The 20,312-nt window shown below is 47.2% G+C and carries 13 protein-coding genes; 5 read left to right on the top strand and 8 right to left on the bottom strand.

The window, feature by feature from the left end:
- Positions 1–15 precede the first annotated feature (15 nt).
- The 4 genes from J7623_RS13585 to J7623_RS13570 all read left to right on the top strand — a co-directional run bounded on the left by J7623_RS13585 (position 16) and on the right by J7623_RS13570 (position 5,358).
- Positions 16–1,554 carry a RagB/SusD family nutrient uptake outer membrane protein gene (locus J7623_RS13585; RefSeq protein ID WP_291920847.1) on the top strand — a complete coding sequence of 513 codons (1,539 nt, stop codon included), beginning with the start codon at positions 16–18 and terminating at the stop codon, positions 1,552–1,554.
- Between the two features lie 43 nt (positions 1,555–1,597).
- Positions 1,598–2,410, top strand: coding sequence for a glycoside hydrolase family 16 protein (locus J7623_RS13580; RefSeq protein ID WP_291920846.1), 813 nt, complete (start codon positions 1,598–1,600; stop codon positions 2,408–2,410).
- Between the two features lie 116 nt (positions 2,411–2,526).
- A complete protein-coding gene (locus J7623_RS13575) occupies positions 2,527–3,618 on the top strand; it encodes a Gfo/Idh/MocA family oxidoreductase (RefSeq protein ID WP_291920845.1) in 1,092 nt (363 codons plus the stop codon).
- Between the two features lie 39 nt (positions 3,619–3,657).
- Positions 3,658–5,358, top strand: coding sequence for a GMC family oxidoreductase (locus J7623_RS13570; RefSeq protein ID WP_291920844.1), 1,701 nt, complete (start codon positions 3,658–3,660; stop codon positions 5,356–5,358).
- A 61-nt stretch (positions 5,359–5,419) separates the two neighbouring features.
- Here J7623_RS13570 and J7623_RS13565 read toward each other — a convergent pair whose 3' ends face one another.
- The 6 genes from J7623_RS13565 to J7623_RS13540 form a co-directional block, all read right to left on the bottom strand.
- On the bottom strand, positions 5,420–8,332 hold the full coding sequence (locus tag J7623_RS13565; protein WP_291920843.1) for a glycoside hydrolase family 2 TIM barrel-domain containing protein: 2,913 nt from the start codon (positions 8,330–8,332) through the stop codon (positions 5,420–5,422).
- A 76-nt stretch (positions 8,333–8,408) separates the two neighbouring features.
- Complete coding sequence (locus tag J7623_RS13560; protein ID WP_291920842.1) at positions 8,409–9,986, bottom strand: RagB/SusD family nutrient uptake outer membrane protein; 1,578 nt, start codon at positions 9,984–9,986, stop codon at positions 8,409–8,411.
- A gap of 18 nt (positions 9,987–10,004) precedes the next feature.
- On the bottom strand, positions 10,005–13,331 hold the full coding sequence (locus J7623_RS13555) for a TonB-dependent receptor (protein ID WP_291920841.1): 3,327 nt from the start codon (positions 13,329–13,331) through the stop codon (positions 10,005–10,007).
- 246 nt (positions 13,332–13,577) lie between these two features.
- Positions 13,578–14,768 carry a FecR family protein gene (locus tag J7623_RS13550; RefSeq protein ID WP_291920840.1) on the bottom strand — a complete coding sequence of 397 codons (1,191 nt, stop codon included), beginning with the start codon at positions 14,766–14,768 and terminating at the stop codon, positions 13,578–13,580.
- Positions 14,769–14,890: 122 nt separating this feature from the next.
- On the bottom strand, positions 14,891–15,490 hold the full coding sequence (locus J7623_RS13545; protein ID WP_291920839.1) for a sigma-70 family RNA polymerase sigma factor: 600 nt from the start codon (positions 15,488–15,490) through the stop codon (positions 14,891–14,893).
- A 176-nt stretch (positions 15,491–15,666) separates the two neighbouring features.
- Positions 15,667–17,154, bottom strand: a complete 1,488-nt coding sequence (locus J7623_RS13540) for an FAD-binding oxidoreductase (RefSeq protein WP_291920838.1) — start codon at positions 17,152–17,154, stop codon at positions 15,667–15,669.
- A 185-nt stretch (positions 17,155–17,339) separates the two neighbouring features.
- Between J7623_RS13540 and mqo the strand changes: the two genes are divergently transcribed.
- The gene (mqo, locus tag J7623_RS13535) at positions 17,340–18,851 is read left to right on the top strand and encodes a malate dehydrogenase (quinone) (RefSeq protein ID WP_291920837.1); all 1,512 of its coding nucleotides are present in this window, start codon (positions 17,340–17,342) and stop codon (positions 18,849–18,851) included.
- A gap of 2 nt (positions 18,852–18,853) precedes the next feature.
- Here the strand turns inward: mqo and J7623_RS13530 are convergent, their stop codons facing one another.
- Positions 18,854–19,774, bottom strand: coding sequence for an alpha/beta hydrolase (locus J7623_RS13530; RefSeq protein WP_291920836.1), 921 nt, complete (start codon positions 19,772–19,774; stop codon positions 18,854–18,856).
- Between the two features lie 6 nt (positions 19,775–19,780).
- On the bottom strand, positions 19,781–20,293 hold the full coding sequence (locus J7623_RS13525) for a hypothetical protein (protein ID WP_291920835.1): 513 nt from the start codon (positions 20,291–20,293) through the stop codon (positions 19,781–19,783).
- Between the last annotated feature and the right edge of the window lie 19 nt (positions 20,294–20,312).

Raw genomic sequence — 20,312 nt, 5'->3', positions numbered from 1 at the left:
ATTAAAAAAGAAATTATGAGAAGTTACATATCCATCTTACTCATCACCATACTTTTTTCTACAGGCTGTTCCAAATTCCTGGACCGTCCGCAGGAAAACAATCCCCCGGTGACCACTGTCAACTACAAGGATTTATCGCTGATGTATCAGCCGGTATCCGGTCTGTATAGAACCGCCGCCAGTGGTACTTTCGCCAAATGGATCAGTGTGGCTATCCGTTCTGTTCGCAGCGACGATATCGAAACCGGTAATGATGACGCCGGACAAGTAGCCATCCATAACTTTCAGTCGGATGTAACCGTAAAAAGTTATTGGGGCATCAATGACATGTGGATCAGTATGTATGCCGTGGTATTAGGCGCCAACAGCGCGCTGTTTGAATTGAACGAATTCGCAAAAAATATTCCTGCCGGCGACGCTGATAATACCAAACTAATGGCAAGGTACCAGGCAGAAGCTCGTTTCTACAGGGCCATGGCGCAGTTCTGGATCGGCAGAACCTATGGACCTACACCCATCCTTGGCCTGGAAAGTAATAACCCGGCCAACCTGGGAGGTGTCAGCAAAAGCAGCCTTGAAGACATCAACAAATATGTAATGGCGGAAATGGATTACTGTATTGCGAACCTGGAAGACGCCAGGCCTAACGCCGCAGTGCATGTTGGCGGCGTAACAAAATACACCGCCCTGATGCTGAAAGCAAAAGCCGCGATGGACCTGGCTGGGAATAACAACGGTAGCCCTTACTGGGACATAGTGCTGGATTGTACCAACCAGATTGTGAATAGTCATCAATTCTCCCTGTTCGATGATTATTACCAGTTGTTTAAAAAGCCCGGCAAGTTATGTAATGAGTCTATTTTTGAACTGCAATATTCCGACTTCGGACAAGGTTCCGGTGATATCGTTACTTCCGGTGGTGCGAACGAAACATGGGGTAACTTCTACCTGTTCCAGGCACCTGAAAATACATACAGTCCGGTGATCTCCGGGCCAGGTTGGATGGTGCCCACGCAAAAGGCATTTGATTTCCTGAAAAACCGTAATGATAGTGTTCGTTTAAAAACAGCGATTGAATATTGCGGTATCAACGGCGCTCCCGGAACATATAAAGTAACACCTGCCGGTGACACCATTTCAGGGAATGCCTCCCGGAAAAAGTATTTCAATGGAAAAGCCTATTTCCCTACTTCACAGATGACACCGGGTAGAATTGATTTTTACGGCGCCAATAATAACGTCCGGATCATGCGTTATGCCGAAGTATTGCTGATGAATGCAGAAGCAAAAATCCGTAAAGGCCAAAGTGGAGATGCGCAGGTCAATGAAGTACGGAAACGCGCAAAGCTAAATCCTATTTCCAACGTAACGCTGCCGCAACTCATGGATGAACGTCATGCCGAACTGATCTGTGAATGGTGGGGTGAGCGGTTTAATGATTTGCTGAGAACAGATCAGGCAGCCGCCGTGCTTCCCGGGTTTGTAAAAGGCAAAAGTGAATACATCCCCATTCCGCAGGCACAAGAGGATATAAATCCGAAGTTGAAAGATTAAATTTATTGCGGGAACTATTGTTACTATTACCGAAATCATGAACATGAAGAAAAAAAACTATGGTCTTTTTTTACTGCTGATCGTATGCGGTTACACCGCTACGGTGCAGGCCCAGTCCATTCAGCGCCATAAAAAGTGGAAGCTGGTCTGGAGTGATGAGTTTAACTACAAAGGCGTACCGGACAGCACCAAATGGGGATATCAGACAGGCCGGTCGGGCTGGGGGAATAATGAGCTGCAGCTATACACTGCCGCAGATACCAACAATGCGAAAGTGCAGAATGGCTCGCTGTTTATTACCGCCAGAAATACCGGTGAAGGAAAGTATAAATACACGTCTGCCAGGATGGTCACTAAAAACAAAGGCGACTGGAAATATGGCAAGCTGGAAGTAAAAGCCAGGCTGCCGAAAGGCAGAGGGCTGTGGCCTGCTATCTGGATGTTGTCTACCGACGACAGCTATGGCGGGTGGCCGGCAAGCGGGGAAATTGATGTGATGGAACATGTGGGATATATGAAAGACAGCATCTTTGGAAGTTTGCATAGCAAAACCTATAATCATGTTATTGGTACTCAAAAAACCAAAGGCGTTTTTATTGCACATCCTTACGATCAGTTTCATCTCTATGCAGTAGAATGGACACCTGATCATATCATCTTCCTGCTGGATAACAAAGTATACTACCAGGTAGCCAATGAACATAAAGGCCATGAAGGCTGGCCGTTCGACAAACGATTTTATTTGTTGCTGAACGTAGCTGTTGGCGGCAACTGGGGCGGAAAAGAAGGCCTCGATGAATCTGTGTTTCCTGCAGCCATGCAGGTGGACTATGTCCGGATGTATGAAAGCTTTTAGCAGTTAGCTTTTAGCTTTTAGCAAAATGCAGCGGAGATCTTGTTATATTTATCTCCGCTGCATTTTGCTAAAAGCTAACTGCTAAAAGCTATTTTTTAACAAATCTTTTTAAGCTAATGACACGGGTTAAAGTAGCCATACTGGGAGCAGGATTTATTGCTGACATTCATTTGGAAAGTTACACACGGTTTGTGCCGGAAGCGGAGATCGTAGCCGTGTATGCGCGACATGCCGATAAGGCGAAAGCCTTTGCCAACAAACATCATATCGCGCAGCACTTTTCTTCTATTGACGATTTATTACAACATACGGACGCAGACGTAGTAGACATTTGTTTGCCGAACTTCCTGCATCACGAAGCCACTTTAAAAGCCGCGGCGGCGGGAAAGCATATCATTATAGAGAAACCACTGGCCGTAACACTGGAACAAGCTGATGAAATGATTGCGGCCTGCGACAAAGCCGGGGTGAAACTCATGTACGCTGAAGAGCTTTGCTTTGCACCCAAATACGAGCGTGCGCGGCAGATGGTGGAAGAAGGCGCAGTGGGCGACATCTACATGCTGAAGCAATCAGAAAAGCATTCTGGCCCGCATTCCGACTGGTTCTATGATGTAAATCAGTCTGGCGGTGGAGTACTGATGGATATGGGATGCCATGGTATCGCCTGGTTTCGCTGGATATTGAAGAACAGCCGTGTGCTGAGCGTTACCGCTTCTATGAATACAGTACTCCATAAAGGAAGAACGCAGGGAGAAGATAATTCTATTATCATCATCGAATTTGAAAACGGGGTCACCGGCGTGGTGGAAAATTCCTGGGCCAAACATGGTGGCATGGATGACCGCAGCGAAATTCACGGCACTAACGGGGTCGCCTATGCGGATTTATTTACCGGGAATTCCATACTGGCCTACAGCAGGAGCGGCTACGGTTATGCCATGGAAAAAACGGATACTACGGTGGGCTGGAGTTTCTGCATGTTTGAAGAAGCCTTTAACCAGGGCTATCCGCAGGAGTTAAAACATTTTATTGACTGTGTGAAAAATGATAAAACACCACTGGTGACGGGCAAAGACGGACGGGCAGTACTAGAGATCATCTATGCCGCCTATGCGGCGGCAGGTGAAGGCAAAAAAATTACCCTGCCTTTTACGCCACACGTAACCAAACCGGTTGACCTGTGGTTAAATGGCAGCGCAAAATAGCATCTGAACAAGGAACAATGACAACGTAAAATTTCACGTATGGCGGCCAATCAGGATCTTTCCAGGCACTTCGATGCCATTGTAATTGGCAGTGGCATCAGTGGTGGCTGGGCTGCAAAAGAGTTATGCGAAAAGGGCCTGAAAACCCTGGTACTGGAGCGGGGCAGAAATGTGGAGCATATAAAAGATTATCCCACCGCTACCACGCCGGTATGGGACTTCAAATACCGGGGTGCATTACCCAGGAAGGTATTGGACGAAAATCCCTATATCAGCAGGGCGGCAGGGTATGATGCCAGCACGGCCCATTTCTTTGTGAAAGATGCGGACCATCCCTACATCCAGGAGAAACCTTTCGAATGGATAAGAGGCTACCAGGTAGGTGGAAAGTCGCTCATATGGGGGCGTGCGTGTGCCCGCTGGAGTGAGATGGATTTTACGGCGCCACACCGTTATGGCTACGGCATTGAGTGGCCCGTCGGCTATCACGACATTGCCCCGTGGTATAGCCATGTCGAAAAGTTCATTGGTGTTTGTGGCGATAAAGAAGGCATCGATACCATGCCGGATGGAGAATTTTTGCCTGCTTTTGAATTGAATTGTGTAGAGCAGCATATCAAAACCGTGGTGGCCGAAAAATTCAACCGGCACTATGTATCCGGCCGATGGGCACAGGTAACGGAGCCACGCGGCATTCCAAAAGAACAACACCGGCAGTGCCTGAGCCGTAATCTTTGTATGCGGGGGTGTCCGTTTGGTGGCTACTTTAGCTCCAATGCTTCCACGCTTCCCTGGGCAGAGAAAACAGGCAATCTTACCATCCGTCCATTCTCCGTGGTACATTCTATTATCTATGATGAATCATCCGGTAAAGCCACCGGCGTAAAAGTGATAGATACCAACACCAAAGAAACGATGATCTTTTATGCAAAAATTATTTTCCTTAATGCCTCTGCCTTAAATACCAATCTTATTTTGTTGAATTCTACTTCCCAACGGTTTCCCAATGGGTTGGGAAATGACAATGGATTGTTAGGGAAATATATCTGTTTCCATAACTACAGAGCCGGCATGAGTGGCGAGTTTGACGGTTTTGAAGATAAGTATTACAAAGTATCCAAACCGGCGGAATGCATTATGCCAAACTTCCGGAATGTGCATAAAAAAGACACTGATTTTGTAGGCGGATATGTTATATTCAGCGGTGCCTATCGGGAACGGCTAAACGATAAAAATGTTCCATCGGCATTGGGCGCCGGATTTAAAGAAGCCATCAGCCGACCGGGAAAATGGGGCGCTTACATGTATATGCAGGGAGAAACCATCCCCAAAGAAAGTAATCACGTAAGGTTAAGCAAAGATAAAACGGACCAGTGGGGTATTCCGTTACTGATCACTTCCGTTGATTACGACGATAATGACGACAGAATGGTAAAAGATTTCCTGGAACAGGGAAAATCCATGCTGGAAGCCGCCGGCGCAAAAAATATCGTGACGAGTGATAACCATCAGCCACCGGGATTAGATATACATGAAATGGGCGGTGTGCGCATGGGAAAGGATCCTGCCACATCCCTGCTCAATGAATGGAATCAGCTACATCATTGTAAGAATGTATTTGTAACCGATGGTGCCTGTATGACCAGTACCGGTAACCAGAGCCCTTCTATTCTTTATATGTCTTTAACAGCCAGGGCGGCTAATTACGCCGTGGAGCAGCTGAGGAAAGGGTTGTTGTAAGAGCAGCGTGGATTTTGTCTGTGAGCAGTATAATCCCGCTCACAGGCAAAATCCGCGCTGGTTATTTTCCATACACCAGTATCTCTTTTATTGCTATTCTGCTGCTTTCCGGCTGGATACCGCTGATCGTGTAGCGTACATACCTTGCAGAAGGCGCCTGCAGGAGCACTACCTTGTAATCCTGACCGGATACACGTTCGGCGCTTTTCACTTCTACCCAGTCGCTGCCATTGGCTGAAACGGAGATGCTGTAGGTATACCAGTCGCTGTCTTTCCCCCATACGATACGGCTACCAGCCAGTGTATATGTTTTCTTCAGATCCAGTGTAATGGATAAGGGGAGCTTTCCTGCATCTGCGGTCCATTTGGTGGTAGTATTTTCATCTGTCATCCGCAGCGGGCTTTCTTTTCCGGGGCCGGGTTGCACGGCAACAGCTGCATCTCTCAGATCAATCAACGGCAGTGTGGAGGTATCTGTATTATGCTCCATTGGCGCTGTTTTATTTTCGTGCAGCCATGAATGATGGGTACCATCGGGTACATACTTTGTGGACGATGCCTTGGTTTTAAACGTCAGGTGACCAGTACCTTTATCCAGGACAGTGGCGCTGATACTGATCTCGCCCGGTGTGGTGGTATGCTGGATAAGACCATAGGCAATGCCTCCTTCTGTATAGAGGATAGAGACATTGGGAGCGGACATTTGTCCACCTATCAGGGTCCCTTCGCCGGAAACACGTACCCGCATGAAAAAGGATTCGCCGGGTTTGCTGTTGGAAATCAGGGTGCCATTTTTGTCACATACTTTCACGTAGAATGGCGTCATGGAAGAACCGTCGGCCAGGAAAGTGGTGTGGTTAGCAGGTATTTCTATTTCGAGGTGATGAGGCCGGCGGTCGGGTGTTCGAACGGTATGTGTGCAAACAGCTTTGCCGTTGAGCAGGCCTACTGCCTTCAGCATGCCGGCTTCATATTTGCCGGTATGGAAGGTAAAGTAGGGACTGCCGCCTTTCGCAGCTACAAATGGAGCGGAGGCAGCGTTTTGTGCCCTGGTTATTTCACCGCATAGCTGATCATTCCGGTAAAGTTGCACGGCATCACAATTGGAAAACACGATGATGTTACTATCCAAAGCCGGTTGATTGTTATAGCTGCCAATGTATACCATAGGGCCATAAACCGGGTTGCGGGCGTCCTGCATGGCCTGTAGCTGGTAGTAGCTGAACTTTTCATACCGGTCAAGATCTACTACACCACTGAACGCCGTCACGGCATCGGAGCCACGGGTATAGTCGTTGTAGCTCCATACAAAGTAGCCGCCTATTCTCGGATTGGCATCTAATCCGCCGTGATCCCAGTAGCCGCCAAGTTCTTCAGACGTTTCTCCATTCAGCGCGTTTTGCCGGAATATGCACTGGTTAATCAATCCCTTTTCTGTATAGATCCTGCTGGCACGGAGGCCACTTTCTTTCTCTGCATCTGCCATCCAGCTATCGCCCCATTCGCGGGTGAGGAATGGGCGGGAAGGCATCGGATCGCTACCGTCTTCATTCACTACTTTATAAGAAACATTGTAATGATTTTTGCTGCGGGCGTTATAATCGTCTGCTACAAATAGTTGCTGACCGGGCATTTCCGCCTGTGCGGTTTGTACTGCCTGTTGCATCCAGCTTTCCGGCGTAGGAGATTCGTTGAGAGATGTTTCCCAGAGAAAAACGGAAGGGTGGTTGCGGTCGCGACGGATCATTTCCCGGATATCACGATAGGTATTGGCCGTAAAAAGAGCATCTTTGGAAAAGAACTGCCATCCGGGCTCACATTCAATAACGAGCAATCCTGTTTTGTCACAGGCGTCCAGGAAGGCAGGGGACTGCGGATAGTGTGCCGCACGAACCGCATTGAATCCGCCTTTTTTGAGCTGGAGCGCGTCCATGTACTGCATATTATCCGGCGCTGCATCGCCAATGTATTCGTAGGCCTGGTGCCGGTTGGCGCCACGCAGGTAAAGCTTTTCACCATTGATATAAAAACCGTCCGGCCGGAAAGCGATATTTCGTATCCCCGTAGCCGTTATAAGACTGTCTGCACAGGTATGATGATGATACACCACCGATACAAGGCGATATAAATAAGGGTGATCCGGATGCCACAATTGCGGATGATGTATGGTCAGGGATTGTTCAATATCCTTATCGGTATGGGCATTCATATGTTGCTGGCTGCCGGCAGTGGCTACCACGATGCCGTTGCTGTCTACCAGTGTTGTTTTCAATAATATATCCGTTGGCTGGTTGCCGGCATTTACAATATTGGTTTTAATATGCGCAGCAGCGGTATTGCTGTCGGCGGCCGGGTAGGTGATGAACACGCCGCCACCTGCTACCTTATTGGCTTCCAGGGGATGCGAGATAAATATTTTTTCCGTTGCCAGCAGGGTAACATTTCTATAGATGCCGCCAAAGTAATTGAAGTCCAGGTTTGCCTGTGGCTTTCCCGGAGGGATCTGTGCATTATCTGTATTGGTGACACGCACTGCGAGGACGTTGTCTTCTCCCAAAATTATATACGGGGTAATATCCACTACAAAGCCAATGTAGCCACCGGTATGAGTGGTGAGCCGCTGACCGTTCAGATATACCTCAGCGGTGGTTTGCACACCGTCAAAACAAAGGGTGATGCGCTTATCATGATAGGCTGCCGGTAGCCGGAAATACCTCCTGTACCAGCCAACGCCCTGGTATACCTGGTTGCCGCCATTGTGTTTTTTTTCGATGCGCATCACATGCGGTATGCTGATGCCGGACCAGTCTTTGTCGTTGAATGTCTTTTTTTCAGCACCGGTTACATCGCCTCTGTGAAAGGCCCAGTTGGTATTAAGGTTTAAAACGTCCCTGCTTTGGGCCGCCAGTTGGGATGGGAGGGATATATGTACGAGCAACAGGATAATAAGCCCGCGGAATTTTAACAACGGCATGTATTTTTCATTTTAAGATAAAAAAATCCCGCTCATTTTTCAATTCGCGGGATTTTTTCAATGAGTACGACAATAATTAGTAACCTGGATTTTGTGTCAGGTTTTTATTGATATCTCTTTCCTTTTGTGGTACCGGCCATAAGTAATCCCGGTTATCCTGGAATGTACGTGTTTCTACTTTTACATGCTCACCGGCCAGCGTCAGTTTGCCGTTGGCAGGATCTACGGTGCCTAAGCGGGTGCCATATACGGTACCTGATCTCACGGCGCCGCCAATTTTCCAGCGTTGCACATCAAACCAGCGCAAACCTTCCAGGGCCAGCTCCACTCTGCGTTCGCGTCTTACCAGTGTACGCATTTTGTCTACGGTGTTGTACACGGTTCTGTCTACCGCCGGCATACCAGCGCGGGTTCTTATTTTATCCAGTGCATCGTATACTGAATTGTCGATGATACCGGATTCAATTTGCGCTTCTGCATAGGTCAACAATACTTCAGCATAACGGATCACAATCATATTCAGCCCGGTATTCCACATGTCTGCAAAGTCGGAGAGATGAGACGTGAATTTTTTCGGGATGTATCCTGTTTTAGAATTGTTATCACCGTTATAATAATCGCCTGACGACTTTTCAATGGAGTTGTAGTACGCGCCTTCATATAACTGGCCGGGACAAACGATGGTAGCGGTTAAGCGGGGATCCCTGTTGTTAAAAGGATCTTTATCATCATAGCCGGAAGTGGGATCATCGATGGTTTTACCGGTTTTGGTTTCATAAGCATCCACCAAAGCCTGGGTAGGATCGAGTGAGCCCCAGCCACCAAAGCCGGATGATGGCATAATGCCAATATCTGAGTTGGCATAATCATTCTCTTTGTATTGCACATCGAGAATCACTTCTTTGTTGTTTTCATTTTGAATGCGGAACAGGTCCTGGTAGTTGCCAAACAGGTCATAACCTAATCCCATTACTTTTTTACAATCGGCGATACAGTCGGCGTAATTCTTATCGAATAATTCTATCCTTGCTCTCAGGGAGAGGGCGGCGCCTTGTGTAATATGTCCTACTTCACTACCTGTGTAACTTACGGGCAGGGAACCAGCAATAGCAGCGAGTTCATCTTTTACGAATTTTCGTATATCCGCTGCCGGTGTTCTTGTGATGCTGTTGGCTACTTCTGTTGTTACCGTATTTTTAACGAAAGGTACGTCTCCGTACAATTGCGTCATGATGAAATACTGGTACGCTCTGAGGAAGCGTGCTTCCGATTTATAGCGTTCTTTTAATGTGGCATCCATGGGTGTTTTATCGATGTTTTCCAGGAACCAGTTACATTTCTGAACGGTGGTATAGCTCCAGCTGGAGGATACCGTGGTGTTGGCAGGTGTAACGGTACCGCTGCCGTAGTCGGTATAACCTTCCCATGGATATTGGCTGTAGAGATTATCGCTTACCGCATCCAGGTAGAGTAAACGATAATCGCCTTCCCACTCTTTGAAGCAGCCGTTGAGGGCCGCTAAGGCATCTGCCTGGGAGGTCCACAAAGACGAGTTGCTATAACTATCCAATGGCTTTCTGTCGAGGAAATCCTTTTGGCAGGCGGATTGTGTCAGGCCTGCTGCGAGTAATATATAGAGAATGTTTCTTTTCATGACGTTGCGTACTTTTCGTTAAAAACTAACATTTACACCAAGTGTGTGCACTTTAACCTGTGGGTAGTAATAAATACTGCTGGAGATAGATGCTTCCGGATCTATCCATTTGTACAGGTGGTCAAACGTGAGGATATTTTGTCCGCTATAGTAGAAGCGTACTTTGCTGAGCCCAATTCTTTTCACCAGGCTGCCAGGCAGCGTATAACCTACCTGCAGGTTTTTGAGGCGCAGGTAAGAGCCGTCTCTCACCCAGAACGACGATGGTGTGCTGCCTGGGTCATTTTGTTTGTAACTAGTCCAGATACGTGGCAGGGAAGCGTTTGGATTATCCTTGGTCCAGGTATCGAGGAGGGCAGAAGTAGGTCTGCCTGCAGACGAGCTCACACTACCCAGTTTACCACCATCAATATAAGTTTTTACACCGGCTGCTCCCTGGAAGAAAACAGTCAGGTCAAAATTTTTCCAGGAGCCTCCGAGGTTAATACCGAATGTTACTTTCGGGAAATAACTACCGAGGTATACCCTGTCGGCCGTGTTAATAGTGTCGTTGCCATCTTTATCCTTGTAACGGATATCGCCGGCAGCAGTTCTGTTGCTTTGGAAAGGACCTTTTTTTACTTCATCATCAGACTGGTAAATGCCATCTGCTTCATATCCGAATAAAGAGTACCTGGGATAGCCAACATTCTGTATGGTATAGCCATCCACTTTAGGACCTGCACCGTTGCGGCTAACGATTTCATTTTTGATAAAGGCAGCATTAACGGATGCATTGTATTTGAAGTCACCTTTCGTATCGTTGTAACCCAGTGAGAATTCCCAACCTTTGTTCAGCATAACGCCCGCATTCTGTACTGGTGGTTTCAGGCCATATACTGCACCTACTTCCACGGGCATCAGGATGCCATTGGTGGTTTTGCGGAAATAATCTGCGGTGAAATTTAATTTTCCATCGAGGAATCCTGCATCTAAACCTGCGCCGGTTTCCGTGGTGGATTCCCATTTCAGGTTTTCGTTGTTACCATTAATCGGGGAGATACCACTGGCGATAGTAGCGCCGGTGCCTCCAAAGGTATAGTTCTGGCTGCCGTTTACCTGCAAAATGTAAGCATAGTAAGGATAGCTTGGGTAATTGGCATCATCTATCCCCACCATGATCTGGTTACCCAGTTGTCCCCAGGAAGCTCTTAATTTCAGGTAAGACACATACTTTTTGAGCGACTGGAAGAACTCTTCGCGGTCAACGTTCCAGCCGGCAGAGAAGGACGGAAATGCGCCCCATCTGTTACCTGGTGCGAAGCGGGAAGATCCGTCGTAGCGAAGGTTAGCTTCAAAGAGGTATTTACCGTCGAAGTCGTAATTGAGCCTGCCAAAATAAGACCGGAGAGCTAATTCATAAGAGTAGCCGGTGGTTTTTTGCCCGTCTGTAGACGCCAGGTTTACATCGGTCAGCAGGTTATTTAAAAAGCCTTTACGATAGCCATCGTCATAGGAATATTTGGTTAGTTCCTGTGAGTAACCACCTAATATTTTGAAGTTGTGTTTATGAATAGTTTTACCGTACTCCAGTAATGCCTGTTGTGTAACTATATTGGCAAAGGAGTTTTCGTCGGTAACGGAGTTAGGCCCCTGGTAGAATGTTGGTTTCCCGGTAGCATCATAGTACTGCTGGTCTGCAATGAATTTCTTATTATGCTTGATGCCCATCACATAAGCGACTGATGGCTTGAAATGGAGGCCGTTGACAATTTCCCAGTCGGCGCCCAGGTTACCAATCAGGTCATATTTTTTATAGTTATTGGCGCTGTTGCCTTCCAGCCAGGCCATCGGACTACCATCCGAAATGTAGCCATAGTAGCCATTGGCATATTTATAAGGAATGGTAGGAGAGATGCGGTTGATTTGCCTTACCAGCTGTGTGAAATCACCGGTATACGGGTTGCTGGGTTCTCCTGTTAAGCTATTGGTGAAAGCAATGTTCGCATTTACTTTTAACCGGTCAGACACTTCAGAGGTGACATTCAACCGGCTGGTATAGCGTTTTGCACTGGTTTCTTTTACGATACCATTTTCATCAAACAAACCAACGGAGAGGGCATATTGTGTTTTATCAGTACCACCAGATACGCTCACATAGTGGTTTTGCTGTACACCGCTGCCTTTATAGAAGAGGCCCAGCCAATCGGTGTTAGGATATTTATAAGGATCGGAACCATCTTTGAATTTCTGAATTTCGTCGTCTGTCCAGCGTACCGGCTTGCTTTCATTTAAGAGCGCCTGGTTATAAAGTGTAGCTGCCTGCCAGGACGGTAAGTAGTCCGGTAAACTGGTGGCGTTTTGTTTACCTACATAGGCATTATAGTTAACCTGTGGTTTTCCTTTGCGGCCTTGTTTGGTGGTAACAAGTAATACGCCGTTGGCAGCGCGGGAACCGTAGATAGCAGAGGATGCGGCATCTTTCAATACAGACATCGAAGCAATATCATCGGGGTTGATATTATTCAGGTTGGCGAGGTTGGTGATCACTCCATCTACCACTACAATGGGGTTGGCATCATTAAAGGTACCGATACCACGGATGCGGATCTGGGCGTTGTCGAAGCCAGGTTGTCCGGTAACGTTGGAGGTAACGGTTACACCGGGCATCGTACCCTGTAAGGCGTTGCTGATGTTGGTAACCGGCCTGTTGGTCAGTTGTTCGGACGAGATAGACGTAACGGCACCTGTGAGATTGGCTTTCTTTTGAACGCCATAACCTACTACTACATACTGTTGCAAGGTGCTTACATCCTGGATGAGTTGTATGCTGAATTGTGTTTTTCCGGCTACGGGAATTTCCTGTGCCACATATCCCAGGCTGCTGATTACCAGCACCCCGTTTTCCGGTACATCTTTCAGTTGAAAGCTACCATCAGGGCCGGAAACAGTACCTTTCTTACTGCCTTTTATAACGATGGAAGCACCTGGAATGGGCGCCCCGGTATTGTCCACGATTTTACCCGTAATCACTACCGGCGGAGGAGGGGCAGGCAGTACAACTGCCGGCTTATCGTTTTTGGTAATGAAGATGGTATTCCCCTGAATTTCAAAACTCAGTGGTTGTTGTACCATCACCATTTCCATGGCCGCCTGCGGCGAGGCATTTTTGAGATCTACCGACACCGGTTTGGTGTTCTTTAGGTCTTCTTTATCGTAGAAGAAAACATAGCCTGTTTGCTCTTTTATCACCTTGAGCACCTTCTGAAGACTTTCCGACTTAGCGGAATAAGTAACTGTTTGCGCATGGCTACTGGCACTTACCTGCAGGGTGGCCACGAGTAGCATGATAGAAGTTAGCCTCATCACTAACAAAATTTTGGTTGAGAGCTCCGCAAACTTCCAATATTTGCGGGTACCGGAATTACAAATAGCCTTAAGTTGCATACTTTTGCAATGTTTGGTTGAATGAATAAATAAAGTTTTACCGACTTGTTTGTTGATGAAATCGAACGCCGCCGGGGTAGGACGCCAATCTTAAGCCCCGGCTTTCTTTTTTCGGAGATATTCCGTTCTTATTTCATTGTTCTTTTATGCTTTCATTGTTCCCTGCTATGGTTGAATAACGATCCTGTTACCGTTTTCAATTCTATACCTGATTCTCGTTTTTGCTAATCCTTTTAATACCTGCGACAGGGTAAGGTTCCTACCTATTTCCCCGGTAAATGCCCGTTCAGGGATATTTCCCTCATAGGTTACTTCCACATTGTACCAGCGTGCCAGTTGACGCATCACCGTAGGGATATCTGCATCATTGAAGTAGAAGAACCCGTCTTTCCACGCCACGGTTTGTATCAGGTCAACGTGGTCCACTACCTGTATTCCCTGACCCGCAGCGGCTACCCTGGCCTGTTGTCCTGGTTTAAGCGTTTGCTGCTGTTGTGGAGTGATGATTTTTACCGCTCCTTCCAATAAGGTGGTATTGGTGCTGGCTTCGTCTTTATAGGCATTAATATTAAAATGTGTACCCAGTACAGCTATCGTAGTATTGTTCGCTTTTACGAAGAAGGGCATTTTTTCATTTTTCGCCACTTCAAAATAAGCTTCACCGGTAATGGTTACTTTCCTTTCGGAGCCGGCAAATGCAGTGGGGTAGTTGATAGAAGACCCTGCATTCAGCCATACGGTAGTACCATCCGGTAAAATAAGTTTGTATTGTCCGCCCAGCGGGGTGCTCATGGTGTTGTACAATACTTTATCTGTTGTGCCGGCCGACTGGTAAGCCAGTTGGCCATTACTTAATTTGGTGATGCGGGTATTGCCTTGTTGCGCCAGTACGCCATTGCCGGCGCTGTCCAGGGGGATCTGCGACCCATCGGAAAGAGTAAGCATGGCCCTGTTGCCACCGGGCGCCACATCTTTGACAGGGGGGGCAGCCACTATTGCGGGAGCTGGTTTGGTGCTGGTCTGGTAATACCTGGCGCCTGCCATGATGGCCAATACGGCGGCAGCAGCCCACCAGTAACGCCGGAGAAAAGGAACACGTTTTTTAACAGGTACCAAGGGCAGTGATTTGTCTGCATTCAATATCTGCGCTACTACCGATTGCCAGTAAGCATGATCATATTCCTCTGCCTGGTTGGCAGTGTTGGGTACGATGCCGTGAAATGCGTCCAGTTGCTGCGCAACATCGCCGGTATCATCATCGCTGATGAATTGTAACAGTTCTTTGTATTCAGCTTGTGTGGCCTGGTGGCGCTGAACCTGTTCCAGTAAGTATCTGAGTCGTTCGTTCGTGGACAACAAGTGAAATTTAAAGTCTTATTAGATTTAGTTCACGTGGCAGGGGGAAATTAACGGATGAATACCCCCTGATATATACGTACAGTGAGCAATCAAATAGTACCTATCTCTCTGAAAAAAAATTAATAAAAGAATAAAATGTCCCATCCCAGGAGGACTAGCGGCAGAATAATACCTTTACTAATAAGAAATTCCCGGATGGATTTGAGGGAACGAACAAGTGAATTTTTGACTGTTTGCTCTGATAATTGTAGCTCTGCTGCAATAGCAGCGATTTTTAATCCTTTTTCCCTGCTGAGCAGGTAAATTTTTTGTGCCTGTGGTGGTAATTGTTGAATCGCCTGTTTTACCAATAATGCGGTTTCCGAAAAAGCAATATTTTCTTCTGTCAGATTGGAATGGTCGTCGCTTTCCATAGCAATTCGCTGACTGGCTTTATTCCGGATACCCTGCTTCTGCAGCCAGCTATAACAGCGGTGATACACCATTTTAAAGATCCAGTTATGCGGCGCCATCACATCTGTCAGCTTTTCCCTGCCCAGCCATATGCCCAGGAATATTTCCTGTATAATATCTTTTTCTGGCCCTTCTACCTGTATGACACGGGTAATGACCGGTTTTATTTTAGGGACATAAAGATGGAACAGTGTTTCAAATGCCATCTCATCCCCCTGGGCAATTTGGTGGAAAAGTGCGATTTCATTTATTGCGTCGTTATTCATCCCGTTAAATCCTGGTCGCTTAAATATGATCCTATCCCCGCGAAGCTATAAAAAATGGTTGAATGAGGTGCTGTTATATATAATTGATATACGCGCGCGACTGCAAGGTACAAAAAACAAATGACCGGAGATGTGCTGCTTATTGGGAGTTGGGCCTGGCAAAATAGCCTGCTGGCTTATTCCGCCGCCTGTATAGACAGTGCATGGTGGAAAATATTCAGCAGATCCCATTTGCGTTTTACCTGTTGTAAGCGGGGATAGTTGTCATTATAATAAAGGGTAGACCAGGGCACGCCGGATTTATTCCATGCCGGGTCTGCCAGGTCGGTATCCGGATGATTAATCATACTGCCGGCTGTTTGTTCATTGGGCACCGGAACTCCGCCGGTAGCGGCAAACAGTTCCCGGTAAAAATGGCGTACCCACTCCAGGCTGGGAGCTTCTCCGCTGGGGTCGCCCCATCCGGTGTTGCAGGCAATGTCGAGTATACTATCGCGTTGCGCGGAGGCCGTAGCACCCGGTGCTATTGTATTTACCTTTCCTCCATAGGTAGCCATGCCTAGTCCGCCAAACACGGGTTTATCCATGGAGAGGTATTTATACGCGGTGCTGATTTGACTATCCGAAAATGGTTTGCGAAGGAAAGCATCTTTCACTTTGGCCGTGGCATTGTCAAAGCCAGGCTGAAACAATTCCGGGAAAGGATTGAGGGCAAAACGTAACCACGGCGTTTGTTCTATTTGACGGGTATACGGCAGGCCGAGTGGCTCCGCCACAGCTGCCAGGTGCGCGTCAATTTGCTGTATCGCATTTTCACCGGCGGTGGTAAGCCCTTTCATTTCCAGCTTACCAATATTACGATGATTCAGGAAGAGGAGGCTGAACAGTTGTATAAAGGGACTGTCTGGCCGGCTATGTTCCAGGCTCCAGGCGCCAAAATTTTTCGCCAGCCGATGAAAGGCTGCTTCATTGATATCTTTCCAATCCCACCCAATTCTAAACGTGGTAATACTGGCGGGTGCCTTCGGCATGGTGGTATATGGGTCACTGCCGTCAACGCCCGGCGCCCTGAACCAGTAACGGGTAACAATGCCATAGTTACCGCCACCGCATCCGGTATGCGCCCACCAGAGTTCACGATGCGGATCATTTTCTTCCCGGGTAGCAATTACAGCATGTGCTTTGCCGGAAGCATCTACCGCCACCAGCTCCAGGGCATACAGGTAATCGGCCGCCAATCCATATTCCCTGCAGAGAAAACCAAATGCGCCACCTAACACATGTCCACCTACGCCGATATTGGGATGCTCACCACTGGGTAGCACAGCGCCCCAATTCAAAAATAATTTCCGGTTGATTTCGCCAAGCGTGGCGCCCGCTTCCGCCACAAAAGCAGCTTTGCCGGCATCGTATTCCACGTTTCTCATCAGCGACATATCAATCAGCACTTCTACAGCGGGATCCGCTACAAATCCTTCAAGGCAATATCCACCGCTGCGCACTACCACCCGTTTTTGATGTGTAACGGCTTCCTGTACGGCGGCTGCTACTTCCGCAGTAGTGGTGGGAAGGTAAATATAGTCGGGCTTGCCAATGAAGCGTTTGTTGAATCGTTTTTCAGCAAGATCGGTGTAACGTATATCGGTGGGCGTTATCTTTTCCATGAACTAAATTTAAAAAGAATCGTTGTGTTAAACAAGGCGCTTACGGCAAAAGCTATCGGAATGATCTGTTGCAAATGCCGGGACTATAGCGGTAGTCATCTTAAAAACAAAAATTTCTCCCATACCTCCAACATTTCCTAAGAAAGCGTAATTTATAGAAGGAACACCTTCAAACCGGAATCATTATGCAAAAGCAAACGCAACATACGGATGTTTTATTGATAGGGGCGGGTATTATGAGCGCCACATTAGCTACGATGTTTAAGCACCTGTCGCCCAACAGTTCTATTGCGGTGTATGAGCGCCTGGACCGTGTGGCCGCTGAAAGCTCCGATGCCTGGAATAATGCCGGTACCGGCCACTCCGCGCTATGTGAGCTCAACTACACACCGGAAAAAGAGGATGGCACTATTGATACCAGCAAAGCGATTCATATCATTGAACAGTTTGAAGTATCGAAGCAGTTTTGGTCATACCTCGTAGAACAGGGGCAGTTGCCCGATCCGGCCGGATTTATCCGGAGCACGCCACATATGAGCTTTGTACACGGCGATAATGATGTGACTTATTTACGCAAGCGATTTGATGCATTGCAGCAGTACCAGTTGTACCAGGGCATGCAATATTCGGAGGACCCGGAAGTATTGCAGGGCTGGATTCCATTGGTGATGGAAGGACGGGAAGGCACGGAGAAAACCGCCGCTACCCATATGGAACTCGGCACGGATGTCAACTACGGTGCACTGACCCGGTCACTGATGGCGAAGTTGCAGCAACACCATAATTTTAAATTACACCTGGAATTTGAAGTAGAAGAGCTGGAACGGCAGGCGGATGGTAAATGGGAAGTGAGGGTAAAGAACCTGCTTACCCGCGACACCTCGCATGTAACAGCAGATTTTGTATTCATCGGCGCCGGCGGAGGATCCCTGCAGTTGCTGCAGAAATCCGGTATTCCGGAAGGACGGCTCTACGGCGGCTTCCCCGTAGGAGGAGAGTGGCTGGTATGTAAGAAAGAAGAAATTGTAAAGCGGCATCATGCCAAGGTATATGGACAAGCCTCTGTGGGCACGCCACCGATGAGTGTACCGCATCTGGATACCCGGATTATTGATGGAGAAAAAGCGATTTTATTCGGACCCTTCGCTACTTTCTCTACTAAGTTTTTGAAAGAAGGTTCTTTCCTGGATTTATTTGAATCCATTAAATACTGGAATATTCTTCCGCTCATGCGGGTAGGACTCGAAAATTTTGCTTTGGAAAAATACCTGGTAGAACAATTAAGTTTATCATTTGAAGACAGGATCGCCGCCCTGCAGGTGTTTTACCCCAATGCAGATGGCAACGACTGGGAATTGCAGGAGGCTGGCCAGCGGGTGCAGGTTATCTATAATGATCCTGATAAAGGAGGCACGCTGCGCTTTGGTACTGAAATAGTAGCCGGTGAAGATGGCAGTATTGCTGCCTTGTTAGGTGCTTCTCCGGGCGCCTCTACAGCGGTATCTATAATGCTGGACCTGCTGAAATGCTGCTTTCCTGATAAAGTAAAAGGAGAGTGGAAGGAGCAACTAAAAACCATGATTCCGTCCTATGGTACCCCGTTGGAAGGAAATCCTGCATTGAGTTATCGTATAAGAACCTGGACCAGCAAAACGTTGCAACTGGACTGGCAACAACCGGTGTTGGAAAGGCAATAAGGTTATTTTTTTAACCACTGTTCCAGGCTGTTTAAAAAAGCAGTTTGACGGTCGGCAAAAAGATAATGGGATGCCTGATCGAGGTATTGGAAATGCGCATCGCCTACAATGTGGCGGAGACTATCGATTTGAGAGGTTGGGAAAATAACATCCTGTTTCCCGTATATGGCATAGATCCGCATTTGTTGCTGCTTTAGCTTTGACAGTACAGGTTTTACGTCAATATTGTTGCGCTTCTCATTTTTATAAAACAGTAGCGGCGCTTCATCATTTCTCACATCTTTTAAATGAAGGGCGTCATAGGCCGCGTATATTTTCTCTGCTTCTTCGGTAGGTTGTGCAACTTTAAAGAAGCCATTTTCTGACGCTAACGCATAACATGCTTTCCGGTAGGCAGCGCTGTTTTTAGGCAGTTGGGCCACGGTAGCTACTTCCCGTAAGTGTGTGGTATCGTGTTTGGCAGTATATATTTTCTTTACGGAGTCGAGGATATGATCATAAGTGGCTTGCTGGGCAAAAAGGCCACTGGTCAGCGTTAGCGAGGCTATCTTATTTGGATACTGTTCAGCAAATAAGGTACTGACTAATCCGCCGAAGCTGAAGCCAATGATATGTGCACGTTGCAGACCGAATTTTTTATAGAGATCGTTTAAGTCGTTGAATGCTTCCTGGAATGTCACTTTTGCGTGCTTATACGAGGACCGGCCCTCTCCACGGCGGTCATATACTATCACATAAAATCCACGGTTCGCCAGCTGAGACGCAGTGGTGGCTTCAAATAACAGGGAATTGCCTCTTGGTCCGCCATGGATAAAGATAACAGGAGGATTGTTTTTGTTGCCGAATGTTTTGATGTAAAGAGATTGGCTGTAGCCGGGAGAAAGCATTAAAACCAATACTGCCAATAAAAATAGCTGTTTCATGATATTTTATTCCTGCCGGTGCGGCTGATTTTTCTTTATTAATTCTTGTATTTCTTTGCCTGTAAGACTATAAAAGTGGGTCCACTTTTTCCTGAGCAGGAAAACCAATACAAAGTAAGGAATCTGGATCAATAAGCAAGGTAGGAGCAGGTATAGTATTCCTATATTAGGGTAGATGATAAACATTAACAGGTTAAAGCAGAACCAGGTAATTCCGATGATCAGGTTGAACTTTACTGCCCACGATACTTCCATCCAAAGCAGAAGAGTCATCAGGAAAAGTAGTATACCAGCCAATTGCAGTGTACACAAAGGGAAGATGGTCATCATTGGTTCGGGATCACTATCCATCCGCATGTAGTAATTATATGTGTTAAGTAGTGCGCTGATAAATGTAAGCCCCCCGAACACCATTCCAAACCAGATATAAATTTTTAGCGCCAGGGGCAATAGCTCCCGGCGCCGGATATAAGGTGTGTCGAGGAATCCCCGATCAAAAATGCTTAAAGAATCGTCCATAGGTAACTGCTATAGGGTA

This window comes from Chitinophaga sp., from assembly GCF_017745275.1.
GTDB lineage: Bacteria > Bacteroidota > Bacteroidia > Chitinophagales > Chitinophagaceae > Chitinophaga.
The sequence above is the reverse complement of the archived record's forward strand: the minus strand, read 5'-3'. Positions and strand labels throughout refer to the sequence as shown.